Genomic DNA, 25,388 nt, shown 5'->3' on the forward strand with positions numbered 1-25,388 from the left:
GCGGGTGCTTTTTCCGAAAGAACCGTCATGGCTGTTGGCGCTGTCCTGGAAGATTATAGGCCGGCAACCTTTTTGGAACGGGGGGTCGCCGTCCCTTTTACCACGCCGCTTCTGGCGTGCGCCCGCGTTCGTCCCAGCCATCGGCAGAAATTGGAATTCGTGATTGCCAACCCATCGGGTGGCATTGGCTTTTACGTCATGGGATGGGATGGGCTGGCGTCGCTGACCCGCATCACGGTCCATGACCGCCTGCTGTACGAGGCGGTCCTGAAGGAGCCGCTGCTGTCGCCGGGCACCATCCGGGCCGCCGGGCGCAAGGTGGCGCTGAGCGGCGTCGCCGGGCGCCCCGCCGCCAAGGCCGCCCACGCCGCCGAGGCGCAGGAGGCGGACGACCGGCTGATCGCCAATTTTCTCTTGATCGTGCGGCTGCTCAATCAGGGCGGGATGGGCCAGATCGACTGGCGCCGCTTCAACCCGTCGGATTCCGACCTGCGCGCCAAGACCCGCAAGCTCATCGAGCGGATGGAGCCGACCCTGGGGGCCGGTGCCGAGACGATCTTTTCCTGGCTGGAGGAGCTGAGCGCCATCGTGGCCCCGGTGGGGTTCCGCACCCGCGATTACCCGTCGCGGATGCAGGTGCTTCAGGCATCGCTGGAAAAGCTTCACGGCGGGCTTCTGGCCTTCGGCAATTCCGAGGTGACGGAGGCGGGGCAGATCGCCCTGTTCGCCGCGGAGGTGGCGAAGCTGACCCTGGATCTCGGTGCCGCCACCCTGCTGAACTGCTACGGCGAGTTGGACAATCTGGTCCGCCTGCTGCAAAGCTGGGGCGGCAACCGCGAACGGCTGCTGATGCTGTTCGGACGGCCCGACTGGCTCTTGGACGGGTGGCAGTCCATCTGCGCCCTGTGGGACAGCGCCCCCAGCCGCGATGCCCAGCGCGAGGTGCTGCACGACATCGGCCGCATGGTGCCGGTGATGCCCAAGGAGGTGTCGGAATGGGTGGACGGCGGGGTTCCCGTCGAACGCACCTGGAACCAGCGGCGCTGGGTGAAGGCCAACGTCGATTGGCGCGGCGGCACCCACCTGCTCGACCGCACCGCCCGGAACGAGGCGTTGAGGGCGGTGGCCGCATGAGCAGCGACGATCACATCCGGCGGGAGGTGGAACGGTCGCTGCGCCAGGCGTCGGACCGGCAACTTGTCCGGGTGATGGGATTCATCGACCGCCTGCCGTCCCGCCGGATCGTGGAGGATATCGTGGAGCGGGTGCGCGGGCGGCTGGCGCAGGTGCGCCCGTCGCGCCCGCTGACCTTTTCGCGGGTGCTGTTCCTGCCGCTTCAGGATCTTCTGGCCGACCCGGCCCAGGCGGCGGGCAATCCATGGCTGGTGCCGCGGCCCATGCTGGGCGTCGTGGCCGCCCTGGTGCGCCGCGGCCTGCCGGAACCGCTGGCAAAATCCCTGACCGCCGTTCCCCCCGACCGCACCATGGACGACGGCGATGCCGTGGCCGGCATGGGGGAGGCGCTGTGGCCCGCCGCCGCCGCCGCCCTGCGCGGCTTCCTTCTCCACGGCGGCGATCCGGTGCCGGGGTGGCAGGAAGGCTACCGCAACAGGCTGGATGGGGTGGTGCAGATCTATGAAAGCGCCCTGGACATCACGGCCCTGCTGGCGCAATTGCCGTCACGGCCCATGGGCATGCTGACGGGGGAGCAGGAGACGGTGGCCCTGGCGCTGCTTTATTCCATGCGCCACGTGTCCGACACCGTATTCCGTTATTGCACCACCATGCTGATGCGGCGGACGACGGAGCCGTCGCAGATCTTCCGCATCATGCTCGACACCGATCTCGATCTGCCGGCGGACCAGCGCGACCGCATGCTGGCCGAAGCGGCGCTGGAATGCCTGAACGAGATCGACGGCATGAACGAGGACGTGGGCGCCCTGGCGGCCCATTCGGTGCAGACCGCCGCCGACACCACGGTGCGGCTGGTGTCGCTGATCGAATCCCTGGAAAACGCTCCGGCCGCGGTGAAGCTTGACACCAAAACCCTGTCGGCCACCAAGGCGCGGGCGTCGAAGACCATCGTGCGCACCTTCGAAAGCACCCTGAGCGGGGAAATGCGGCGGACGGTGAGCGATCTGGCATCGCGCAGCGACACCACCGACGACGAGGTGGCGGCGGCGGAGGCCGTGGCCCGCTCCACCCGCAAGATCGAAATGGCCGGCGAGCGGCTGGGCCTCGCCCGTCATCTGGAAGGGGTGCTGGAGCGGGAGTTCGGCACCTACCGCACCCTGCTGCTGGCGAAGGTGCGGCAGAGCCGCGGCGGAGCGGCCGGCCGGGGCGGGGGCACGGGCGTGTCGGCTGTCATGGACGAGTTGCGCCTGATCGAAATCCTGTTCGGCGCCGACGCCGCCATGACCATCATCCAGGAAGCCGGCGGGCCGGGCTGACAGCCGTTCTCATCCCCGCTTATCCCATCGTGGCCGGTGCTTCCGCCGGGCCGTAGCGCAGCGTGTCGATCAGCGCGCGCAGCGCCGCCGGCATCTGGCGCCGGCTGGGGTAATAAAGGAAAAACCCGGGAAACGGCTGCAACCAATCCTCCAGGACCGGGACCAGCCGCCCGGCGGCAATCAGCGGGGCCACATACTCCGTTCCGGCATAGCACAGCCCCACGCCGCCCACCGCGGCATGCACCGCCGTTTCCAGATCGTTCAGGGTCAGCGGGCCGTTGACCGCCACCTCGATCTCCTTGCCGTCCCGCTCGAACTCCCAGCGGTAGAGGGCGCGGGTGCTGGGCAGGCGGAAGCGGATGCAGGCGTGGTCCTTCAGATCGTACGGGGTGCGGGGCGGCGGATGGCGGGCGAAATACGCCGGCGATCCCACCACGGTCATGCAGGCGGGGCCGCTGACCGGCACGGCGATCATGTCGTTCTGCAGGCTTTCGCCGAAACGGATGCCGGCGTCGAAGCCGTTGGCCACGATGTCGGTGAAGCTGTCGTCCACCGCGATGTCCAGGTGCACGTCGGGATAGGTGGCGAGGAAGCGGGGCAGGGCCGGCGCCAGCACCGCCGACGCCCCCAGCCGCAGCACGGTCAGGCGCACGGTGCCCGCCGGGCGGGCGCGGTCCTCGTTGATCGCCTCCAGCGCGCCGGCGATGTCCTGCAACGCCGGCTCCAGCCGGGCCAGCAGCCGCTGCCCGGCCTGAGTCGGGGCCACGCTGCGGGTCGTGCGGTTGACCAGCCGCACGCCCAGCCGTTCCTCCAGCCCGCGCAGGCTGTGGCTGAGGGCCGAGGGTGAAACCCCCAGTTCCGCCGCCGCCCGGCGAAAGCTGCGGTGGCGTGCCACCGCAGCGAAGGCGGCCAGTTCGTTCAGCGGCGTGCGGTCCATCGTTGAAAATTCCTCAGCAGTCCAGGCGGCATTTTGTAAGCTTGCCCATCAATGGTCCAGCGGGTTGTGCGTGCGGACGGGCGGTGCCGCCCGGCAGCGGTGCGGCGGCGGCGATGCGCACGCGAAGGGATGGGATTGCCGCGCCCCAGCGTTCCGCAAGGCCGGGAACGTTGCGCAAGGGCTTGAAACTAGGGGGGAAAGGGCACACCATTCCTGCCGGTCCAAGAAGGGGTGCCGGGGCTCGCCCCCGTGTCCCCAGGGGCGGAAACCAACGCCACGGTTGGGGGGAAGATGCCATGCTGACGCTGACGGAATCGCACGTCCGTCTGGGCTGTGCCGCTGACGACAAGGCCGATGCCATACGGCAGGCCGGGCAGGTTCTGGTCGATGGGGGCTTCGTCGATCCTCCCTACATCGACAGCATGATGGAGCGGGAGAGCATCGCCGCCACCTACCTCGGCAACGGCATCGCCATTCCCCACGGCGTGCCGTCCGCCCGCGGCCACGTGCGCGCAACCGGCATCGCGGTTGTCCAGTTCCCCGCCGGGGTCGATTGGGGCGGGGGCGAGCGCGCTTATGTGGTGGTGGGCATCGCCGCCACGTCCGACGAGCATTTGCAGGTTCTGGCCAACCTGACCGGCGTTCTGGGGGACGGGGAGGCGGCGCGGCGGCTGGCGTCCACCACCGACCGGGCGGTGATCGCCGCAGCCCTGAACGGTGGAGCCGCGGACAGCGCCCCGGTGGTGGAAACGGCCGAGGATGGGCCGGTGCTGGCGGTGTCCGCCCCCGCGCCCCACGGCATGCACGCCCGCCCGGCCTCCGCCCTGGTGGAGGTGGCGAAGCGCTTCACGTCCGACATCACCGTGCGCTGCGGCGACCGCACCGCCAACGCCAAAAGCCTGATGACCCTGCTGCGGCTGGGGGCTGCCGGGGGGGCACCCCTGCGCATCACCGCCAGCGGGGCGGATGCCGACGCCGCCCTGGACGCCATCGCCGCCGCTTTCGCCGCCGGCCTTGACCCGGCGGTGGATGAGGCCGGCCATGACGGAGGGGCGGAGCCGGCGGCCCCGTCGGCGGCGGTGGATTACGATGGGCGGGTGATCGCCGGCATCTCCGCCGCCCCCGGCATCGCCGCCGGTCCGGTGTGGTTCTTCCAGCGGGAAAGGCTGGAGGTGACGGAGGATGCCCCCGACGCCGCCGCCGAACGGCGCCGGCTGGATCAGGCGCTGGCCGGCGCCGCCGCCGACCTGCGCAATCTCTACGAGGAATACTGGAAGAAGGCCGGTGCCGCGAAGGCCGCCATCTTCAAGGCGCACCTGGACCTGCTGGACGACCCCGATCTGGTGACGGAGGCCCGGTCCCACATCGACGCCGGGCGCAGCGCCGGCTGGGCGTGGCGTGCCGTCTACGAGGACCGGGCCGGCGCGCTGGCGCGGATGAAGGATCCGCTTCTGGCCGGCCGCGCCGCCGACCTGCGCGACGTGGGGCGGCGCGTGCTGCGGCTGCTGGCCGACACGGTGGAGCAAGCGGCGGCACTGCCCGACCAGCCGGTGATCGTGCTGGCCGAGGATCTGTCCCCGTCCGACACCGCCAAGCTCGACCCGGCGCTGGTGCTGGGGCTGTGCACCGCCGGCGGCGGGGCGACATCCCATACCGCCATCATCGCCCGGTCGCTGGACATTCCGTCGGTGGTGGCCGCCGGGCCGGCGCTGTTCGATCTGACCAACGGGCAGGAGGGCATCATCGACGGCGGCGCCGGGGTGCTGGTCTTGGGGCCGTCGGACCGCGACCGCACGCGGGCGGGGGAGATGCGCGACCGCATCCGGGTGATGCGCGACCGGGAAAACCACGACCGCTACCTGCCCGCCATCACCCGCGACGGCCGCCGGGTGGAGGTGGCCGCCAACATCAGCGAAGCCGCCGAGGCGCTGCGCGCCGTGGAGGCGGGCGGCGAAGGCGTGGGGCTGATGCGCACCGAGTTCCTGTTCCTCCAGCGCGACGAGCCGCCGGGGGAGGAGGAGCAGACCGCAGCCTACAGCCAGATGGTGCAGGCGCTGAACGGCCTGCCCATCATCCTGCGCACGCTGGACATCGGCGGGGACAAGAGCGTCCCCTATCTGTCCATGCCGGCGGAGGAGAACCCGTTCCTGGGCGTGCGCGGCATCCGCCTGTGTTTCGAGCGCGAGGATCTGTTCCGCACCCAGTTGCGGGCCATGCTGCGGGCCTCCGGTCTGGGGCCGGTGCGGATCATGTACCCCATGATCGCCTCGCTCGACGAGCTGCTGCGCGCCAAGGCCATCACCGAGGAGGTGCGGCAGGAACTGGGCGTGCCGCCGGTCGAGACCGGTATCATGATCGAGGTGCCGTCGGCGGTGATGATGGCCGACCGGCTGGCGCGGGAGGTGAACTTCTTCTCCATCGGCACCAACGACCTGACCCAGTACGTGCTGGCCATGGACCGGCTTCACCCGGTGCTGGCGCCCCAGGCCGACGGGCTGCACCCGGCGGTCCTGCGCATGATCGCCCGAACGTGCGAGGCGGCGAAGGACGCCGGCATCTGGGTCGGTGCCTGCGGCGGCATCGCCGGCGACCCCGCCGGGTCGGTGCTGCTGTCCGGGCTGGGGGTGGCTGAGCTGTCGGTGGCGATCCCCAGCGTTCCGTCGGTGAAGGCGCGGCTGCGCGGCATCTCCCTGGCACGGGCCGAGGATGTGGCCCGCCGTGCGCTCGACTGTGCCGGCGCCGCCGAGGTGCGTGCCCTGGTCCATGCCGCCTTCGACGTGTCCGGCACCGGGCGGGGAGGGGCGGCATGACCCGGCACCCCCTGCGTCCCGGCATCGTCACCGTCACGCTCAACGCGGCCATCGACCAGACGCTGGACTGCCCCGGCTTCACCCCCGGTGCCGTCAACCGTGTTCTGTCGGAAACCCGCACCGCGGGCGGCAAGGGCGTCAACGTCGCAGCCCTGCTGGCCTCGGCGGGGGACTCGCCGGTCACCGCCGCCGGCTTTCTGGGGCGGGAGAACGACGGCCCCTTCACCGCCCTGTTTCAGGAGCGGGGCATCGCCGACCGCTGCATCCGCCTGTCCGGGGCGGTGCGCACCAACGTGAAGCTGGTGGACCGCACCACCGGGGCCGTCACCGACATCAACCTGCCGGGCCTGACGGTGCCGCCCGACGCCCTGTCGCGGCTGACCGCGGCGGTGGAGGAGCTGGCGGCGGGCGCCGGGTGCGTGGTGATGGCCGGCAGCCTGCCCGCCGGGGTGCCGGCGGACGTCTATGCCGCTCTGGTGCCGCGGGCACGGGCCGCGGGGGCCTTCGTCGCCGTGGACACCAGCGGGCCGCCGCTGGCTCACGCGCTGGGCGCCCGGCCCGATATGGTCAAGCCCAACGTCCACGAGCTGTCCGAGCATCTGCGCCGTCCGCTGCCGGATACCGCGGCGGTGGTGGCCGCCGCCGCCGCTCTGCACCGCACCGGCATCGCGCTGGTGGTGGTATCGCTGGGGGCCGACGGCGCGGTGTTCGTCAGCGCCGAGGGGGCGCTGAAGGCCACGCCCCCGGCGGTGGAGGTGGCGAGCACCGTCGGGGCCGGCGATGCCATGGTGGCCGGTGTCGTGTCGGCATGGTGCCGCGGGGCGGGGCTGGAGGACTGCGCCCGCCGGGGTACGGCCTTTGCCGCCGGTACGCTGGCGGTCCTGGGGCCGTCGCTGCCGCCCCCCGCCCGGCTGGACGAACTGGCCCGCGCCACCGCCGTTCACTGGCTGACAGACGGCTGAGGCCGCCCGCGCCCCACCGGAACTGAGCAAGAATAAGGGCAAGAATAAGGGAGGTTTCCCATGGCCCGTCTGGTCGCCGTCACCGCCTGTCCCACCGGCATCGCCCATACCACCATGGCGGCGGAAGCGCTGCACCGGGTCGCCCGGCTGCGTGGTCATGACATCCGCATCGAAACCCGCGGCGCCGATGGTGTGCGCCACGCGCTGAGCACACAGGAAATCGCCGCCGCCGATGCGGTGATCCTGGCCGCCGACATCGCCGCCGACGAGGGGCGGTTCAGCGGCAAGCCCCTGGTCCGCACCTCCACCGCCCAGGCCATCCGCGACACCGCCGCCATCCTGGTCCAGGCGGAAAAGGCCGCGGGCATCGCGCCCGCGCGCGCCGCCGCCCCCCAGCCCGCCGCCCCCCAGCCCGGCACGGCCAAGACCGCCGCCCCGCCGTTGCTGGTGGCGGTCACCGCCTGCCCCACCGGCATCGCCCACACCTTCATGGCGGCGGAAGCGCTGACCCGCGCGGCCAAGGCCCGCGGGTTCCAGATCCGCGTGGAGACCCAGGGGTCGGTGGGGGCCAAGAACACCCTGGACCCGGCGGACATCGCGCGGGCCGATGCCGTCATCATCGGCGCCGACACCCATGTGGACACCGCCCGTTTCGCGGGCAAGCGCCTGTTGCAGACCGGCGTCGGCGACGCGCTGAAGCACCCCGACCGCGTGATCGACGAGGCGCTGGCCCTGCCGCCGCCCGAAGCCGGCAACCCTCCCGCCGCATCCGCCGATTACGCCGCCGACGTGGCCCGCGCCAAGGCCAAGCAGAAGGAGGCGCAGGCGGGGCCATACAAGCATCTGCTGACCGGTGTGTCCTTCATGCTGCCGCTGGTGGTGGCGGGCGGCCTGATCATCGCGTTGTCCTTCGTCTTCGGGATCGAGGCGTTCAAGCAGCCGGGCACCTTCCCCGCCGCGCTGATGCAGATCGGCGGGGAATCGGCCTTTGCCCTGATGGTGCCGGTGCTGGCCGGCTACATCGCCTTTTCCATCGCCGACCGTCCGGGCCTGGCCCCCGGCCTGATCGGCGGCATGCTGGCGGCCAAGGTGGGGGCGGGCTTCCTGGGCGGCATCGCCGCCGGCTTCCTGGCCGGGTACGCCGCTTTGTGGCTGCGGGAAAACATCAAACTGCCGGCCAATCTGGAGGGGCTCAAGCCCGTGCTGATCATCCCGCTGCTGGCGACGCTGGCGGTGGGGCTGCTGATGATCTATGTGGTCGGCGGGCCGGTGGCGGCGGTGATGGCGGCGCTGACCGAGTTTCTGAAGGGCATGGGAACTACCAACGCCGTGGCGCTGGGCGCGCTGTTGGGTGCCATGATGGCATTCGACATGGGCGGGCCGGTGAACAAGGCGGCCTATACCTTCGGCGTCGGGCTTCTGGCGTCGGACGCGCACACGCCCATGGCGGCGGTGATGGCCGCCGGCATGACGCCGCCGCTGGGGCTGGCGCTGGCCACCGTGCTGGTCCGCAACCGCTTCACCGAGGCGGAACGGGAAGCGGGCAAGGCCGCCGCCGTGCTGGGCCTGGCCTTCATCACCGAAGGCGCCATTCCCTTCGCCGCCAAGGATCCGCTGCGGGTGATCCCGGCCATGATGGTCGGGTCGGCGGTGGCGGGGGCGCTGTCCATGTGGTTCGGTTGCGTGCTGCACGCGCCCCACGGCGGGGTGTTCGTTCTGGCGATCCCCAACGCGGTGGCGCCGCTGGTGCCCTATATGGCGGCGATCCTGGCCGGCACCCTGGTCACCACGCTGGGGCTGGCGGTGCTGAAGAAGCCGCTGGCGGCCGTCGCCGTCTAGCGGTCCGGCGGATAGGCGGGGAGGGTGAGCACGCGCCCATCCTCCAGCGCCGTGCCGACGGTAAAGTGGTAGAGGCTTTGCCATACCATGGTGTTTTGCGTCTCGGCGGTCAGGCCCAGCAGGTCGTGCACCCCGTCGTCGAAGAAACACCCGAGCCCCGTGCCCGACGCCCCGGCGGCGGTGGCCTCCACATACAGAACCTGTCCCACCAGCCCCGCTTCCCAGAACAGGCGGCGGTAGGCCCAATCGCCCTCGTCCCGCAGGGTGCGGTCGAAATCGGCGACCATGCCCAGGCTGAACGCTCCCTTGCCGGCGATGGCCTGCAGGCAGGAAAGCTGGGAGGCGTTGCGCTCCACCGTCTCGGCGCGCAGCAGGAACAGCGGCAGCGGGCATCCCTCCACCGGCTGCCACAGAAACGACGGGTCGCAGGCGGGGCGCAGCCGGTCCAGGCTGGCCGGGTCGCGGATCAGCGCGTAAAGCCCCGGCTCCACCCCCGTTACCCGGTGGACGAACAGGAACAGCGCCAGCCGCGGCGGCCAGGGAAAGCCGCTCCACGGAATCAGGGACCGGTCGGGCAGGGTGGCCGACAGGATGCGGAAGAAGGCGCTGCGGTCCAGCGGCGTGTGCCCGTCCATGCGCACTGCGCTGCGGCGGCGGCGGATCACCGTGGCCGCCGGGGTGTCCGCCGCCGGCAGGTCCGGGGCCGACACCGCCGTGTCGTCGGCGGTCAGCGGCGGGTTGTCGGTCTTGTAGCTGTAGCGGGCGGCCAGATCCACCGCCGGCCACGGATCATGATCCTCGCTCAGCCGGTTGGCGGTGCCGGCCCAGTCGCCGGACAGCCCGCCCAGCGCCACCGCCTCCACCGGTTCGGGCGCCACCACGGCCAGCAGGTCGGGGTGTTCCTGTTCGTGGCGGTGCCACGCATCCGCGCGGTCCAGCCCCAGAACGCGCCCGACGGCGGCATCGCCGGGCCGCGGCTGCACCGTCACCCGCCAGCCCAGGCAGGCGGCGGCATAGGACAGCGCTCCCACCGCGTGGCCCACGTCGTGCTGGCAATAGCGGAAGGCCCGCTCGCCGTACTTCCACGCCTCCCGCCACGCGACGGAGGACAGGCCGACGACGAAGCCGCCCGCCGGCAGGGTGGGGAAGCGGTCGAGCCGGCAGCGCTCCTCCAGCGCGTGATCGGCGGGGGCATAGTGATAGAGGGCGGGGCCGTCGCCGATGCCGTCCAGGGGCGGCAGGATCACATACCCCTCGGTGGGGTGGAGGTTGCCGCTGGAGGGGTTGTTGCGCACCGCCCACTGGGCGCCGTCCACCGACTTCCACGCCGAAATGCCCAGCGCCAGTTCCAGGAACAGGCCGACGGCGGCCGCGCTCAGCGGCTCCGCCGCCACACCGTCCAGCCGGGCAAGATCCCGGAACGGTGGGGTGGGATGGCCGGGGGACAGGGGAAGAGGGACGGTCCGCGCCCCGTCGAACCGGCGGAAGGGGTTCGGCTGGGACGTCCAGTCGAGAAAGGCCGGGCCCAAGGCATAGCGGTGCGCCGCGTGCTTGGTGCGCCGATGATACGCGCGGATGTCGCGCGGCATTCCCTCGTCCGGCCACCCCATGTTCCGCCCATCTCCCCTGTCGTCAGCGGGTCAGCACCATGATGAGCCGCTCCACCGGCTCGCCGCCGATGAAATGGGACTGGACGATTTCGTCAATATCCTCCGGCGTTTGCGGACGGTACCAGATGCCTTCGGGATAGACCACCATCAGCGGCCCGGCGGAACAAAACCCCAAACACCCGGTCCAGGCCATGCCCACGTGCAGCAACTGCTGCGTCTGGATCTTCTGCCCCAGCCGTTCCCACAGCGGATGCGCCCCCTGGGCGGCGCAGGAGCCGCGGGGATGCCCGGGCGGGCGCTGCTGGGCGCAGCAGAACACATGATACTTGTAGACTTGGGGGAGGTCGTAGGTCACGGCCACATCTCCACAAAGATGGTATGGTCTTTGGGGGAAGGCTAGCGCGGACCGGGGGCTTGCGCCAGTAATTTATAACTATTCTAAATTATGTTGCGTTGCGCAAACAATCTTGCTATTTTGGCCAACTGCTTGGCAAGCGAATTAAATATGTCCGTGGGATCCATGACCGACTCCATCGCCGTTACTGCCGCGCAGCACCGTTTTTTGGGCGCGATGGTGCGTCTGTCGCTGCCCGGCGGGATGTCGGCGCTGCTGACGCGGGAGGAGGCGGCGACCATCGCCCGCGCGCTGTCGGCGGTGCGCGACGGGCGCAGCCGCGAACGCACCATCTACCTCAGCCCGATTGCCAGCGACCACGCGGTGACCGCCACCGTGTGGTTCGACGGCGTGACTCTGTCCGTTGGCCCGGCGGAACACCCGCTGGACTGGGGCGGTGTGGACGACGTGGCGGCGGCGCTGCTGGGGGACGGCCCGAAGGCCCAAACGAAAAGCCCCTGAAAGGCGTGACCTTTCAGGGGCTTAATTCGTGTTCGCTGTTGGTGAGCGCGCTGGGATTCGAACCCAGGGCCTACTGATTAAAAGTCAGTTGCTCTACCGGCTGAGCTACGCGCTCACCGTGGCGAAGTGCGCGGAACATAGGGCCGTCCGGCGGCGGGGTCAACCGTTGTGATGAGCTTTTTCGCACCTCACCCGCCATACGCCACGAACGACGGATTCTTGAACCCCGGCTTGCCGTATCCCAGTGCGCTGGCCCCATCCCCCACGCACACCCGGCCCCCCGCGGCCAGCAGCACCGCGTGGCCCGCCGCCGTGTCCCATTCGCACGTCGGCCCGAAGCGGGGGTAGAGGTCCGCCTGTCCCGCCGCCACCGTGCAGAACTTCAGCGACGAGCCGCAGGCCACGTGCTCCTTCACCGTGTAGCGGGACAGGAACTGTTCCGTCTCGCCTGCGTCGCCGTGCGACCGGCTGGCGGCCACCGTCACGCCATCCTTCGGTGCACGGCGCACGGTGATGGCACGGTCGTGGCGCCCCTCCTGCCACACGATGGCGGAACCGGGGCCGGCCCCGGCGTACAGCAGGCCGGTGGCCGGCGCGTACACCACGCCCAAAATCGGCTGGCCCGCCACGATCAGCGCGATGTTCACCGTGAATTCGCCGTTGCGGCTGATGAACTCCTTGGTGCCGTCCAGCGGGTCCACCAGCCAGAAACGCCCGCCCGTGATGTCGGGAATGCGGCCGGCGGCGCATTCCTCCTCCGCCACCACCGGGATGGCGGGGGTCAGGTGGTGAAGGGCCGGCAGGATCACGTGCTCGGCGGCCTGGTCGGCCTGGGTCACCGGGCTGCCGTCGGCTTTGGTGGAGACTTCCGCCCCGCTGTTGTAAAAGCGCAGGATCACCTGGCCGGCTTCGTGCGCGATGGTGCGGACGGTGGGCAGCAGCCTCGCGGCGTCGAGATCGGTCATGGCGTTCTTCTCCTGCGGTTGTCATCAAACCATAACCCGGCAATGACCGAGCCGGAAGCCGGCAGCGGTGAAAGACGAAGACGGATTGGACCTATGACCATGGAATGGCGCCCCATGACCCACGCCGACCTGCCGGCGGTGCTGGCGGCGGCGGATGCGATACACACCGATTATCCCGAACGGGTGGAGGTCTTCGCCGACCGCCTGTCCCTGTTTCCCGACGGGTGCCTGATCGCCGGCAACGGGGATGCGCTGGTGGGGTATGGGGTGATGCATCCGGGGATGATCGGGTATCCGCCGGCCCTCGATTCGCTGCTGGAGCGGCTGCCGGCGGGGGCGGACTGCCTCTATCTCCACGACATCGCGCTGCTGCCGGCGGCGCGCGGGCACAGGCTGGGGGAAGCGGTGCTGGGCCACGCCCACCGGGTGGCGCGGAAACACGGGCTGCCGTGGCTGGCGCTGACCTCCACCCCGCCGGCGCGCTCCTATTGGCTGGCCCGCGGCTTCACCCCCAGCGACGCCGGCGGCGCGGCGCTGGCCGCCAAGCTGGCCTCCTACGGCGAGGGCATGATGTACATGACGCAGGCCGTCCGGTAGGGGGTCAGATCTCGATCTGGGTGCCCAGCTCCACCACCCGTCCGGGGGGCAGGTTGAAGAAGCCGGTGGCCGGCTGCATGGATTTCGACAGCGAGATGAACAGCGGCTCCTGCCACCGGGGCAGCCCGGCGTGGGGCGAGGGGATCAGCGTCTCCCGCCCCAGGAAGAACGAGCTTTCCATCAGGTCGATGTGCAGCCCATAGGCGCGGCAGCGGTCCAGCGCCATCGGCACGTCGGGCCGTTCCATGAAGCCGAAGCGCAGCACCACGCGGAAGAAGCCCTTGCCCAGCTTCTCCACCTCCACCCGCCGGTCGGGCAGGACGAACGGCACCTCGGCCAGCGCCACGTGCAGCAGCAGCACCCGTTCGTGCAGAACCTTGTTGTGCTTCATGTTGTGCAGCAGCGCGTGCGGCACCACCGCCGGGTTGCCGGTCAGGAAGATGGCGGTGCCGGCCACCCGCATGGGCGATTCGGGCCGCAGCCGCTCCAGGAACAGGTCGGTGGGCAGGGCGTCGGCGTAGAGCCGGTCATAAAGGATCCTGCGGCCCTGCAGCCACGTCATCATCACCACGAACGCCCCGGCCCCCACCACCAGCGGGAACCACCCGCCCTCGGCGATCTTCAGCGTGTTGGCGGCGAAGAACAGGGTGTCGATCACCAGGAACGGCACGATCACCGCCGCCGTGGCCGCCAGCGGCCAGTGCCACAGGTGCCGCACCACCCACGCCGCCAGCAGCGTGGTGGCGACCATGGTGCCGGTCACCGCGATGCCGTAGGCCGCGGCCAGATTGGACGAGGACCGGAACCCCACCACCAGCGCCAGCACCGCCGCCAGCAGCAGCCAGTTGATGCGCGGGGCATAGATCTGGCCGATCTCCTGCGTCGAGGTGTGGCGGATCTCCAGCCGCGGGATCAGCCCGAGCTGCACCGCCTGCCGGCTGAGCGAGAAGGCGCCGGAGATCACCGCCTGGCTGGCGATGATGGTCGCCGCCGTCGCCAGGATCAGCAGCGGCACCGTCCCCCACGACGGCGCCAGATGGTAGAAGGGGTTCACCAGCGCCTCCGGGTCGCGCAGCAGCAGCGCGCCCTGGCCGAAATAGTTCAGCACCAGCGCCGGCAGGACCACCGCGGCCCAGGCGATGCGGATGGGGCGCCGGCCCAGGTGGCCCATGTCGGCGTACAGCGCCTCGCCCCCCGTCACCGCCAGCACCACCGCCCCCAGAACCACGAAGGTCAGCCACGGCGCCTCCACCGCCAGCGCGGCGGCATAGGTGGGGGAGGCGGCGCGCAGGACACCGGGGTTGTGCAGGATTTCCGCCACCCCCATCACCGCCAGCACCGCGAACCACAGCAGCATCACCGGCCCGAACAGCCGGCCCACCCGTTCCGTGCCCTTGGATTGCACCATGAACAGGCCGATCAGGATCGCCACCGCCGCCGGCACCACCAGCGGCGCGAAGCCCGGCTCCGCCACCTCCAGCCCCTCCAGCGCCGACAGGACCGAGATCGCCGGGGTGATCATGCCGTCGCCGTAGAACAGCGCCGCCCCGGTCATGCCCAGCGCCAGAATCACCCGCCGCCGCCGCGGCGTGCGCCCATCCGCCGCGCCCGCCCGCAACGCCAGCGCCATCAGCGCCAGGATGCCGCCTTCGCCGCGGTTGTCGGCGCGCATGATGAAGACGACGTACTTCACCGTCACCACCAGCACCAGCGCCCACAGGATGAGCGACAGAACCCCCAGAATCGAGGCGGTTGTCATGGGCAGCCCGGCACTGCCGGAAAAGCATTCCCGCAGCGTATAAAGAGGGCTGGTCCCGATATCGCCGTAAACGATGCCCAGAGCGGCCAGCATCAAGGCCGGCAGCCGGCCCCCGTGGCCGCCGCCGGACGATTCGGTGATGTGGGAGGTGTGCGCAGTGTCGTTCATGAAAAAGCCTGCACGGCAAAAGCGGGCGCATGTCCACCACAACGGTACGAGGGCACCGAAGATCCGCACAGGGAAATCCCAACCGCTCCCACCGCAGCCGCTCCCCTGTGTCCGCCGCGACACGGGTGGCCGCCAGCCGCGGGGTGGGGTGGGTGTTGAGAACACAAAGAGAACTTCGCTGTTGATGTTCCGTCTATGTTCTTATACGGTCATCTCCAGGCGCGCCCTTCTCCGTCCCATCCGTCAGACCTCAACGCTTGGAGAGCGTCCATGACCGTGATTCAGTTCCTGCGAGAAGTGGCAACACTCATCACCTTTCTCGCCATTCTCTATGTCTGGACCCTGCTGGGGCCGGGCTTGCTGGTTTAGGGGGCTGTGAGCGCCGCGGGTGCCCCCCTCCCATGGTGGTTCATCCGAAAGCGCCGGCCCCATCCGGCGGCATCACCCTTACATCTGGGTTCAGACGGGGCGGTGGCGGGCCGTGGGCACGCCGCCGCCGTTCTGACCTGCCGGAATGGGGGAACGATGCTGAACTTCTTTCGGAAACGGCGGACGGGCGGTGCGGCTACCGCTCATGAAGGGGCTGCCCCGGCGGCGGGTGCCTTCAGCCAGCCGCCGCGAACGTTCCAGCCGCCGCCCCACCTGCGCCCCGTGAACGCCGCGGGGACGGGGGCCGAGCCGCTGTCACCGGACCTGCCGCGGTTCACCATGCCGGTCAGCGGCGGCCTGCGCCGCCCCGCCTCCGGGCGGGGACCGCAGGCGGAGGCGGCGTTCCTCACCGGCCTGTCGCCGGAGGTGAACGGGCGCCTGCGCGAAGCCTTCACCCCCACCCGCCCGAAACAGCAGGTCAACGGCCTGTTCATCGGGCGCACCGACGCGCTGAAACGCATCATTGCGGCGGTGGAGGAGGAACGGGCGCACGTGATCCTGTTCGGTGACCGCGGGCGGGGCAAGACCTCGGTCGCCAACGCGGTGGAGCAGATCGCGGCCCAGGCGGGGTATCTGGCGCTGAAGCTGACCTGCAGCGGCGAGCTGAGCTTCGAGGATATCTTCCGCCATTTCCTCAAGCGCATCCCGTCCACCTATTACCGCTCGGCGGCGGGGCAGCCGTTCGCGTCCCGCCGGCCCTTCAGCAGCTTCAACGAACTGCTGCCCGAGGGGGCGTTCAGCGTCACCGAACTGAACGAGGTGCTGGGCAGCCTGCACGGCACCCACGTTCTGCTGATCCTGGACGAATACGACCGGGTGACCGACGAGGATTTCCGCAACAAGCTGGCCGAACTGTTCAAGAACCTCACCGACAGCGCCGTCCCGGTGACGCTGCTGGTGGTGGGCGTGGCCGAGAATCTGGATCAGCTTCTGGGCAAGCACCCGTCGATCCAGCGGTCCCTGGTGCCGGTGCATCTGCCGCTGATGACCGATGCGGAGATCGGGCGGCTGTTGCAGGCGGGGGCGGACACGGCGGGCATCTGCTTCGACGCGGATGTGGTGGCGCGGATCACCGGCTTCGTCCGCGGGTTGCCGTATTTTGCCCAGCTTCTGGGGCTGCACGCGGCCCGCAGCGCCGTCAGCCGCGATTCGGCGGTGGTGGAGACGGCCGATCTTGCCTACGCCGTCAACCGCTGCCTGCAGGAGGCGGAGCGGGGAATCGTCGATTCCTACAGCCGTGCGCTGGCCGGGCGCCGCCGCGCGGCGCTGGAGGAGGTGCTCTACGCCGCCGCCTGCTGCCCCGCCGACGCCTATGGCGTGTTCGACCCCGCGGATATGGAGCCGTCGGCCGCAGCGCCCCCCAGGGCGGAGCAGGCCGAGGCGCTGGCGCGGCTGTGCGATCCCGATTACGGCAGCGCGCTGGTGCCGGTGGCCGAGGCCGGGCGCACCCGCTACCGCTTCGCCAACCAGATGATGCGGCAATACATCCTGATGCGCATCGCCCTGGAACGGGATGCCCTGGAACAGGACGTGGCGTAACCCGTCCCCCGGACTGGACGGTGCCCCCGTCAGCGGGCGCCGTCCAGAGCCGCGGCCAGAGCCACGGCCCCGGCGATCACACCGATGATCACCGCGACGATGGCCAGGCTGCGCAGGAACTGCGGAAACTCCCCCTGTTTCCACGCGCTGCGGGCCAGCAGGGCGAGATAGGCCGCCATGGCCGCTCCGATCAGATGCCAGGGGCCGACCAATTCCAAACTCATCGCACGCATTTCCCGATGGGGCAGGGGATCCTCCCTTTGCGCCGCCGTACCCGGATCAGGCAACCCTCTTTTTGCGGGCTGCTACGATTGATGGCGAACCCCCCTTTACGGGTGACCGATCCACCCCACCTTTGTAAGCAACAGTCATCGCGGGGATAATCTTAGTCTTCAGGGTTCTCCATCAAAAGTATGGTGACTACCCTTAATTACAAAAAAGAAAAAATTTCTCCGTTTTTGAAATGATGACATGACCTTCTTTGTTCTTTGAGCATATGCACAAAGCGACCCGTGTGTAACTCCAGAGAACGATATTATTCGTGTGATTGTAAGGGTAATTTCATCCAAAATATTGCACTGCCACTTAAGAAACAAGCGAGCGAGCAGAGGTGCCTGTTTCACCGTCCGGGAAATCTCAGGAGCGAACCCATGGACTCAGTGCGTGTCTTTCTCATCGATTCCAACAAGCTGTTTCGTGAGGGGTTGAAGCGGCTGCTGGATGAATCGCCGTTCTCCATCGTCGCCGAGGCCAGCGGCCCGCGTGAGGCGGTGCAGATCGTCGAAAGCGGCACCCGCCCGCAATTGGTCCTTCTGGATCTTGCCAACGGCGGCGACGAGGAGGCGGAAGCGATGCGCCATCTGCGGGCCCTGCTGCCGGATGCCCGCATGGTGGTGCTGACCAGCGAGTTGTGCACCAAGCGGCTGGCCAACGCGCTGGAGGCGGGGGCCGACGGCTATCTGATGAAGGATCTGTCGTCGGACGCGCTGGCGCAGTCGCTGCGGCTGGTGATGATGGGGGAAAAGGTGTTTCCCACCCATCTTGCCGCCCTGCTCATCAGCGGGCGGGTCAACGGCAACAGCACCGAAGTGCCGGTGTCGCGCAAGGGCCTGTCCCAGCGGGAAATCCAGATCCTGCGCTGCCTGCTGAACGGCGACAGCAACAAGATGATCGCCAATCACCTGAACATCACCGAAGCGACGGTGAAGGTTCACTTGAAGAGTCTGCTGCGCAAGATCAACGCCTCCAACCGCACGCAGGCGGCCATCTGGGCGCTGAACAACGGCATCGGCGGCGAATTGGCGGGGGCCGGCGGGGTGGCCGGCGCGGCGGCGGCGGGGCAGTGACCCACCGCCGGTCCTTGTTCCCTCTGGTGCGCCGTCCCTCTTCCTGACGCGGCCCTTCTTCGGCCGGGATAGCCCCGCCTCGGATCATGTCCGGGGCGGGGTTCGCCGTGCCCGGTGGGCGTCATGCCCCGGCGGCACGGGCGGCCGGGGTCTGGTGATACCCGCCACGCCCGCCCCCATGGTCCGTGTTGAGAGAGCCGGCGTTGCGGGTCTGGATCAGGGCGGCGGCCTGGCGGGCGGCGAACACCCCGGCTTCGGTCCGGTTGCGGAAATGCAGCTTGGACAGGACGCTGCGCACCATGGATTTGATCACCGCCTCGGTCAGCGACAGGTGGTTGGCGATGGTGCGGTTGTTCAGCCCCTGGCCCAGCAGCAGCAGGGTTTCGAATTCCGCGTCCGACAGCCGGGGCAGCAGCGTCAGGCGGATTTCGTCCACCCCCAGCCGCGACAGGAACTGCGTCGGCATCAGGCAGTGCCCTTCCAGCCCCAGTTCCAGCAGCTCGTTGATCCGCTCCACATTGATGTCCTCGAACACCCAGGCGTCGGCAAAGGCCAGGATGTTCGCCGCGTCCAGAAGCTCGCGGCTGGACAGGACCACGACGATGCGCGACCGCCGCGACAGCCGCAGATAGACCATCGGCTCGTTTTCCCGCAGGGCGGCGAACTGCTGCAACCCGATCAGGATCGCATCGGGGGTCAGGGTGCTTTGCGCCAACTCGCCGATCCCGTGGTACACGGTGATGCGATGCCGGCCAGCCTGTTCCAGGGCCTGCACAACCCGATCCGTAACGGTTGAGTGGTCGAGTACAAGGCAGACGTGCATTGAAATCACCGCGTCTCAGTGGTGTCCAGGGGCAAGGGGGCGAGGGAAAGCGGGGATGTCACCGGTCCTCCGTCTGCATGCCGAACCTCCCTTCTCTTACTGGTTGCTGATTTTTGTGTTGTTTTTGCCGCATTCCAGCGGAATGTCGGATGTGGGTCCGGTTGTTCGTTGGTGAAAAACACGGAACGCGCTATCCTTAAAAAGGAAATCACACTCGTATGCCTGGCATGAACCAGAAATATCGTTACACAGAAACAATAGTTCATCTTGGATTTCGGTCAATCCATTCATTTTGAATGGGTGAAGTTACATCGTGATAGCTCAGTTGGTGTGTATGATATCAATAGGAAGGTGATTTTTATCTGGCGATGGGGGAGGAGTTCCCTCTTCCAGAGAGGTGCTCCGTTCCTGCTCTGGTTACCCGGACTCTCCGAAATTGTGCCGGGACACCGGGGTCGCGGCGATATTCGGGATATGCCTTTCAGGATTATGTCTTACGTCAGGAAATATGACTTTTGCCGGGGACGAATGGGGATTGGGGCGATTTTGCGGTGCCGAAGGTCAATCACCTGCACGCAAAAGGGCTATAGCGCTTGTGGGGATATGGAGCGACTTTCGAATGTGGTACCTGATGAACCATCAACCGCCGAAACATGGGAATGATCCGGTCCAGATGCGGGTACCACAGCTGGGATGGGGGCGGCAGACCGGCGCTCAACGAGAAAAGGCGACTGCTCCATGAAGATATTGATCGGTGATGACCATCTCCTCTTCCGTGAAGGTTTGTGCCGTCTGCTTGAGCAGATGCATCACGATACACAGTTCACCGAGGCCGGATCTTTCGCCGAGGTGGTGGCGGCCTGCCAGCGCGACGATCACTTCGACATCATTCTTCTCGACCTCAACATGCATGGCTGGCCGGGATTCGGCGGCATCCGGGACATTCAGGCGTTGCAGCCGGGCGCTCCCGTCGTCGTTATTTCGGCTTCGGAAAGCCTCAACGATATACGCGGGGCTTTGGATCACGGCGCAACCGGATATATCCCGAAGTCCAGCAGCGTGAAGGTGATGATCGGCGCGCTCAACCTTGTGATGTCCGACGGGATCTATGTGCCGCCCATGGCCATCACCTTTGCCGCCGACATGGCCCAGCAGCGCCGCCGCCCGGCCGACGCGCCGGCATCCACGGCGGAACGGGCCGGTCTGTCCGGCCTGACCCAGCGGCAGAAAGAGGTTCTGGATTGCCTGCGCGCCGGCAAATCCAACAAGCAGATCGCCTATGAACTGGGCCTGTCGGAAGGAACGGTCAAGATCCACGTCACCGCCATCTTCAAATCCCTCGGTGTCAAGAATCGCACCCAGGCCGTCATTGCGACCGCCAGCATGGCCTGAGCACCCGGGTGAAACGTGGCGGGGGGTGGCCCCCCGCTTCGGCAGCGGCATTCCCAACATCCATCCGCGCGGAATGCACCCTTGCACCCCGGACCCTGCCATAGGGTCCGGGGTGTTTTTTTGCTGCACGCGCGGTTGCGGGCGCGCCCATTTCCCGTAGCTTCTGTTACGGTCGCCGACGACAACGAACGGGAGGGATTCCGATGGCTGCCGAAACCCCGGTGTGCGATGTGGGCTGCACTGCCCCCGATTTCCGCCTGCGCGGCGTGGACGGGCGCATCCTGACCCTGGCCGACGTGCGTGGTCCGCGGGGAACGCTGGTGATGTTCCTGTGCAACCATTGTCCCTATGTGCAGGCGGTGATCGGGCGGATCGTGCGCGACGTGGCCGAACTGGCGTCCCACGGCGTGTCCGCCGTCGCCATCATGTCCAACGACACCGATGCCTATCCCGAGGACGGCTTCGACAACATGGCGGCGTTTGCCGCCGCCCACGGTTTCTCCTTTCCCTATCTGATCGACGAGACGCAGGCGGTGGCGCGGGCCTATGGTGCGGTGTGCACCCCGGATTTCTTCGGTTACAACGCCGATCTGGAACTGCAATACCGTGGCCGGCTGGATGCATCGCGCAAGGAGGCGTGCCCCGACGCCCCGCGCGAGCTGTTCCACGCCATGGTGCGCATCGCCCAGACCGGAACCGGCCCGGCGGACCAGATCCCCAGCATGGGCTGTTCCATCAAATGGCGGGCGTGACCGTCCCGTCCGCCGTTTTCCCCTTTGGCTGTTCTTCCGCCGGGGGGGCCGCGGGGGCGGCTTCCTCCTGATCCCGCTGCAGCACGGCGGCGATCTCGGCGAAAAGCTGGGCGGGGCGCAGCGGCTTGGCGGCGAACCCGTCCATTCCCGCCGCCAGGCATTCGGGGCGTGAACTGCCCGATGCGTGGGCGGTCAGGGCCACCACCGGCACCCGGTTGGCCGGGGCCGGCAGCGCGCGGATCAGCCGCGTTGCGGTCAGGCCGTCCATGGTCGGCATCTGCACGTCCATCAGCACCACGTCGAACCGGGTCGTGCGGGTCATTTCCACCGCCTGCTGCCCGTCCTCGGCGGTATCCACCGTGTGGCCGGCCCGCTCCAGGATCTTGCGCAGGATCTCGCGGTTGATAATGTTGTCGTCCACCGCCAGCATCCGCAGCGGCGGCAGGCCGGGCAGGGCCTGGACGGCGGTGCCCGCATGTCCGTCCAGCATCGCCGCATCGCCGCGGGCGCACAGGATGGAGAAGCGGAACACGCTGCCGTTGCCGGGTGTGCTGTCCACGCCGATGGATCCCCCCAGCAGCGTGACCAGCTCGCGGCAGATGGCCAGCCCCAGCCCGGTGCCGCCGAACCGCCGGGTGACGGAGGTGTCGGCCTGGGTGAAGCGTTCGAACAGGGTGGGCAGCACGTGGGCGCTGATGCCGATGCCGGTGTCCTCCACGGTGAAATCCAGCCGCAGCCGCCCGTCGGCCAGTTCGGCACCCAGCCGGGCGTGCACGGTCACATGGCCGGCGGGGGTGAACTTGATGGCGTTGCCCACCAGATTGAACAGGATCTGGCGCAGGCGGGCGGGGTCGCTGACGATGGCGTCGGGCAGCGAGGAATGGGGCAGGAACAGCAGCCCCAGCCCCTTTTCCCGCGCCCGTGGCCGCAGAACGTTGATGACGTCGCCCACCAGGGCGGCGGGGGCGCAGTCCACCTCCTCCAGCGAGATCTTGCCCGCCTCCAGCTTGGAGAAGTCCAGGATGTCGTCGAGCAGGCGCAACAGGCCCTCCGCCGACTGGCGCGCCACCTCCACCAGCCGCTTGTCGTCGTCCCCCAGCGGCGAACCGGACAGGAGGGTCAGGGAGCCCAGCACCGCGTTCATGGGCGTGCGGATCTCATGGCTGATGGTGGCCAGGAACTGGCTCTTCATCCGGCTGGCGTTCTCGGCGCTGTCGCGGGCGGCGCGCAGATCGGCCTCGATCCTCTTGGATTGGGAGATATCCCAGATGATGGCGGTGAAGTGCCGCCGCCCGCTGCTGTGCCACACCGACCATGCCCATTCCACGGGCACGGTGGTGCCATCGCTGCGGCGGATCTCCCGCTCGCGGGTGCCGGGGGACAGATCGGCGGGGCCGTCGGCCAGCAGCACCGCCACGTCATGGCCGATCACCGCACCGGCCCCGTGGCCGAACAGATGCTCCGCCGCCGGGTTGAAGCCGGTGATGACGCCTTCGGAATCGGTGACGATGATGGGTTGGCGCACCGATTCCACCATGCTGCGGTAGCGCTGCTCGCTGGCGGTCAGCGCGCGCTCGGCCCGCCGCACGTCGGTCACGTCGTACCCCGACCCGCGGTAGCCGGCAAACCGGCCCTCGTCGTCGAAGATGGGCTTGCCGCTGACCGACCAGATGCGCTGGTCCCCGTCGGGTGTGGTGATGGCGTATTCGAAATGGCGGAAGGGGCGGTGGTCGGCCAGCGTCTTCAGATGCTCGCTCCACGCGTCCTCCTCGCCGGACGGACGGGCGGCGATTTCGTCGCGGCGGCGGCCGATCAGGTGCTCCTGGTCGATCTTGAACGCGCGGAACGAGCCGGAAAAGCCGGTGAAGCGCAACGCCTCGTCCATCTCCCAGAACCAGTCGGACGCGGTTTCCAGAATGTCGCTCATTTGCTGTTCGCGGGCGCGGAGCTGGGCGGCGGTGGTGGCCAGGGCACCGTGAGCGCGGCTCTGGGCGCGGATCTGCAGCGTTCCCAGCACCGCCACCGCCAGCAGGACCAGGGACACCACGGACGCGGCGATGACGGAAACCCAGCGGTGGCTGAGGTTGTCGGCGAAGAACGCCGCCTTGTCGAAGCCCACCGCCACGAACAGGGGATAGCCGGCGACCGCGCGGTAGCCGATCAGCCGGTGGATGCCGTCCACGATGCTGGTGGATTGGATGAAGCCCGTTTCCCGCGCCTTGGCGGCCTGGATCAGCCGGCCCTGGCTGATGTCGGTGCCGACGATCTTTTCGTCCATCACCGAGCGGGCGCGCAGGATCCCGTCGTACCCGGCCATCATCACGATCCCCTGCGGGCCGACGTCGAGGGTGTTGAAGATGCGGGTGAAATAGAACGGGTCGATGGAGGCCACGATGATGCCGCCGAAGCTGCCGTCGGGGGCGTTGACGCGGCGGCTGAGCTGGATGGACCATTTGCCCGATGCCCGCCCGAAGACGGGGCGGCTGATGAACAGGCCCTCGGCCCGCCCCTCCTTGTGGACGCGGAAATGCTCGCGGTCGGACAGGTTGACCCGTGCGGGGGCGTCGTCCACGCTGGTCTGGATCAGGTTGCCGTCGGCGGTGGTCACCGAAAGCTGAAGCAGCAGATCGGAATTGTTCACCGCGTTGCGGAACACGTCGCGCAGGCTGCCCGATGCCGGCCCCAGCCGGTACAGGTCATAGGCGGCGAAGTTCAGCAGCTCGTCCGCGCCGCCGATGGCGCGTGCGGTCTGTTCGGCGATGATCTGGGTCAGGTTGGCGGTGTCCCGCTCGGCCCGGCTCATGGTCTGCTGGTAATCCCGTTCCGACAGAACCAGCGCGGTGGCCCACGCCAGCGCCGTCAGTGCCAGCGCCATCGCCCACAGCGCGGCAATCAGGCGGCGCGAGCGGCGTGCGAACAGCCCGCCGCCCAGCCCGGCGGTCACAGGGGCGGGGCTGGCCGAAGCGGGGGGAAGGGTTGGGATCATCGGCGGCTCGCGTGACGGAAAACCGGCGGCCCTCCGCACGGGGAAGGACCGGGAGACAGGCCGCATAAGGTGGGCCCCGGTGCAGGGCTTTATTCCCTTGGGCAGCAGGTTAGTGCAGCCGCCGTATGGCCTGCAAGAGTGAAGTCAGGAATATGCATCACTGCCTGGACCATGGAATGTTCTGAATTTTATTCGGACTGTTGTTTGCTTTCGATAACATCGCGTGTAATTTTAATCGCTGTGGTGGGATCGAAATCGTTTTCTGGCACTGCGCTTTATTTTCAATTCCAAAACGTCTTTATCTGAAAGAAAATCCCTCATGCGAAAGGATCTTCACGAGGCGAACCGCCTCTCCTGGAACGCCGCGACCGTGGCGCACAACAGTCACAAGGGAGATCAGGCGGCGTTCTTCCGCGGGGGCGGTTCGACCTTGTTCCCGGAAGAACGCCGCCTTTTGGGCGATATTGCCGGCCTGAGCCTGGTTCACCTGCAATGCAACGCCGGCCAGGACAGTCTGAGCCTGGCGCGACTCGGTGCCGACGTGACGGGTGTCGATATCTCGGACGAGGCGATCTCGTTTGCCCGCCGGCTGTCGGACGGGAGCGGTATCCCCGCCCGCTTCGAGCGCGAGGATGTGTTCACCTGGTTTGAGCAGGCTGTGAGCGCAGGGCGGCTGTTCGACCGGGTTTTCTCGTCTTACGGAACGATCTGCTGGCTTTCGGACCTGGATGCCTGGGCGCGCGGGATTGCCGCGGTCCTGAAGCCGGGCGGCCGGTTCGTGTTCCTGGAATTCCACCCCTTCGCCATGGTCTTCGACGAAAAATGGAAACCGCACCACGACTATTTCAACGAGGCGCCGGTCGAGGAGAGCGGTGTCGGCGATTATGTGGCTGAATCGGGTCACGGCCTGACGCCGGGGGGTGCGGTGGCGGGGGTGGCGGATTTCCGCAATCCGCACCCCTCGTTCGAGTTCGCGTGGGGCGTGGGCGAGGTGGTGTCCGCGCTCATCCGGGCAGGGCTGGCGCTTGAGCAGATGGCCGAATTCCCGTACGCCAACGGCTGGCGCGGCTTCGACGGGATGCGCGACATCGGTGGGCGGCGCATGGTTCCACCGGTGGGCATGCCGCGCATTCCGCTGATGTACGGCCTTGCCGCGCAGAAACGGTGA

The 25,388-nt window shown here is 68.4% G+C and carries 20 protein-coding genes and 1 tRNA gene; 12 read left to right on the forward strand and 9 right to left on the reverse strand.

Annotated elements, in window-relative coordinates; all coding sequences use genetic code 11:
- Positions 1-159 precede the first annotated feature (159 nt).
- Together M2352_RS08270 and M2352_RS08275 are read left to right on the forward strand one after the other, a co-directional pair.
- Positions 160-1,134: a hypothetical protein gene (locus tag M2352_RS08270; RefSeq protein ID WP_264664019.1), complete on the forward strand. Its 975-nt coding sequence runs from the start codon at positions 160-162 to the stop codon at positions 1,132-1,134.
- The gene (locus M2352_RS08275; RefSeq protein WP_264664020.1) at positions 1,131-2,450 is read left to right on the forward strand and encodes a hypothetical protein; all 1,320 of its coding nucleotides are present in this window, start codon (positions 1,131-1,133) and stop codon (positions 2,448-2,450) included. Before M2352_RS08270 ends, M2352_RS08275 begins: the two co-directional genes overlap by 4 nt.
- Before the next feature lie 19 nt (positions 2,451-2,469).
- Here the strand turns inward: M2352_RS08275 and M2352_RS08280 are convergent, their stop codons facing one another.
- Positions 2,470-3,387: a LysR family transcriptional regulator gene (locus M2352_RS08280; protein ID WP_264664021.1), complete on the reverse strand. Its 918-nt coding sequence runs from the start codon at positions 3,385-3,387 to the stop codon at positions 2,470-2,472.
- A 296-nt stretch (positions 3,388-3,683) separates the two neighbouring features.
- Here M2352_RS08280 and ptsP point away from each other — a divergent pair, with 296 nt between their 5' ends.
- The 3 genes from ptsP to M2352_RS08295 are packed head-to-tail and all read left to right on the forward strand — an operon-like array spanning position 3,684 to position 8,998.
- Complete coding sequence (gene ptsP, locus M2352_RS08285; protein WP_264664022.1) at positions 3,684-6,197, forward strand: phosphoenolpyruvate--protein phosphotransferase; 2,514 nt, start codon at positions 3,684-3,686, stop codon at positions 6,195-6,197.
- Entirely contained in the window at positions 6,194-7,159 is a 966-nt protein-coding gene (pfkB, locus tag M2352_RS08290) for a 1-phosphofructokinase (protein WP_264664023.1), read from the forward strand. The genes ptsP and pfkB overlap by 4 nt, the downstream gene beginning before the upstream one ends.
- 60 nt (positions 7,160-7,219) lie before the next feature.
- Positions 7,220-8,998, forward strand: coding sequence for a PTS fructose-like transporter subunit IIB (locus M2352_RS08295; protein WP_264664024.1), 1,779 nt, complete (start codon positions 7,220-7,222; stop codon positions 8,996-8,998).
- Here the strand turns inward: M2352_RS08295 and M2352_RS08300 are convergent.
- Together M2352_RS08300 and M2352_RS08305 are read right to left on the reverse strand one after the other, a co-directional pair.
- The gene (locus tag M2352_RS08300) at positions 8,995-10,608 is read right to left on the reverse strand and encodes a SagB/ThcOx family dehydrogenase (protein WP_264664025.1); all 1,614 of its coding nucleotides are present in this window, start codon (positions 10,606-10,608) and stop codon (positions 8,995-8,997) included. The genes M2352_RS08295 and M2352_RS08300 overlap by 4 nt on opposite strands.
- Before the next feature lie 22 nt (positions 10,609-10,630).
- Complete coding sequence (locus tag M2352_RS08305) at positions 10,631-10,963, reverse strand: (2Fe-2S) ferredoxin domain-containing protein (protein WP_264664026.1); 333 nt, start codon at positions 10,961-10,963, stop codon at positions 10,631-10,633.
- A 150-nt stretch (positions 10,964-11,113) separates the two neighbouring features.
- Here M2352_RS08305 and M2352_RS08310 point away from each other — a divergent pair, with 150 nt between their 5' ends.
- A complete protein-coding gene (locus tag M2352_RS08310; protein ID WP_264664027.1) occupies positions 11,114-11,464 on the forward strand; it encodes a hypothetical protein in 351 nt (116 codons plus the stop codon).
- Positions 11,465-11,503: 39 nt separating this feature from the next.
- Here M2352_RS08310 and M2352_RS08315 read toward each other — a convergent pair.
- Both M2352_RS08315 and cysQ read right to left on the reverse strand, forming a co-directional pair.
- Positions 11,504-11,579: transfer RNA gene (locus M2352_RS08315), tRNA-Lys, on the reverse strand.
- A gap of 73 nt (positions 11,580-11,652) precedes the next feature.
- Complete coding sequence (gene cysQ, locus M2352_RS08320; protein ID WP_264664028.1) at positions 11,653-12,429, reverse strand: 3'(2'),5'-bisphosphate nucleotidase CysQ; 777 nt, start codon at positions 12,427-12,429, stop codon at positions 11,653-11,655.
- Between the two features lie 93 nt (positions 12,430-12,522).
- On the opposite strand from cysQ, the gene M2352_RS08325 reads away from it, so the two are divergent.
- Positions 12,523-13,026, forward strand: coding sequence for a GNAT family N-acetyltransferase (locus tag M2352_RS08325; protein ID WP_264664029.1), 504 nt, complete (start codon positions 12,523-12,525; stop codon positions 13,024-13,026).
- Between the two features lie 4 nt (positions 13,027-13,030).
- Here the strand turns inward: M2352_RS08325 and M2352_RS08330 are convergent, their stop codons facing one another.
- On the reverse strand, positions 13,031-14,953 hold the full coding sequence (locus tag M2352_RS08330) for a potassium transporter Kup (protein WP_264664030.1): 1,923 nt from the start codon (positions 14,951-14,953) through the stop codon (positions 13,031-13,033).
- 525 nt (positions 14,954-15,478) lie between these two features.
- On the opposite strand from M2352_RS08330, the gene M2352_RS08335 reads away from it, so the two are divergent.
- A complete protein-coding gene (locus tag M2352_RS08335; RefSeq protein ID WP_264664031.1) occupies positions 15,479-16,921 on the forward strand; it encodes an ATP-binding protein in 1,443 nt (480 codons plus the stop codon).
- Between the two features lie 29 nt (positions 16,922-16,950).
- Here the strand turns inward: M2352_RS08335 and M2352_RS08340 are convergent, their stop codons facing one another.
- Positions 16,951-17,145, reverse strand: a complete 195-nt coding sequence (locus tag M2352_RS08340; protein WP_264664032.1) for a hypothetical protein — start codon at positions 17,143-17,145, stop codon at positions 16,951-16,953.
- Between the two features lie 426 nt (positions 17,146-17,571).
- On the opposite strand from M2352_RS08340, the gene M2352_RS08345 reads away from it, so the two are divergent.
- Entirely contained in the window at positions 17,572-18,267 is a 696-nt protein-coding gene (locus M2352_RS08345) for a LuxR C-terminal-related transcriptional regulator (protein ID WP_264664033.1), read from the forward strand.
- 121 nt (positions 18,268-18,388) lie between these two features.
- Here M2352_RS08345 and M2352_RS08350 read toward each other — a convergent pair whose 3' ends face one another.
- Positions 18,389-19,042 (reverse strand): LuxR C-terminal-related transcriptional regulator, encoded by a 654-nt coding sequence (locus M2352_RS08350; RefSeq protein ID WP_264664034.1) that lies wholly within the window; start codon positions 19,040-19,042, stop codon positions 18,389-18,391.
- Between the two features lie 786 nt (positions 19,043-19,828).
- Here M2352_RS08350 and M2352_RS08355 point away from each other — a divergent pair.
- Both M2352_RS08355 and M2352_RS08360 read left to right on the forward strand, forming a co-directional pair.
- Positions 19,829-20,482, forward strand: a complete 654-nt coding sequence (locus M2352_RS08355; protein ID WP_264664035.1) for a LuxR C-terminal-related transcriptional regulator — start codon at positions 19,829-19,831, stop codon at positions 20,480-20,482.
- Between the two features lie 203 nt (positions 20,483-20,685).
- On the forward strand, positions 20,686-21,234 hold the full coding sequence (locus M2352_RS08360) for a thioredoxin family protein (protein WP_264664036.1): 549 nt from the start codon (positions 20,686-20,688) through the stop codon (positions 21,232-21,234).
- Here the strand turns inward: M2352_RS08360 and M2352_RS08365 are convergent.
- Positions 21,218-24,220 carry an ATP-binding protein gene (locus M2352_RS08365; RefSeq protein WP_264664037.1) on the reverse strand — a complete coding sequence of 1,001 codons (3,003 nt, stop codon included), beginning with the start codon at positions 24,218-24,220 and terminating at the stop codon, positions 21,218-21,220. The two genes, M2352_RS08360 and M2352_RS08365, sit on opposite strands and share 17 nt — an antisense overlap.
- 319 nt (positions 24,221-24,539) lie before the next feature.
- On the opposite strand from M2352_RS08365, the gene M2352_RS08370 reads away from it, so the two are divergent.
- Complete coding sequence (locus tag M2352_RS08370; RefSeq protein WP_264664038.1) at positions 24,540-25,388, forward strand: class I SAM-dependent methyltransferase; 849 nt, start codon at positions 24,540-24,542, stop codon at positions 25,386-25,388.

Origin of the sequence: Azospirillum fermentarium (genome assembly GCF_025961205.1) — a bacterium.
GTDB classification, from domain to species: Bacteria; Pseudomonadota; Alphaproteobacteria; order Azospirillales; family Azospirillaceae; genus Azospirillum; species Azospirillum fermentarium.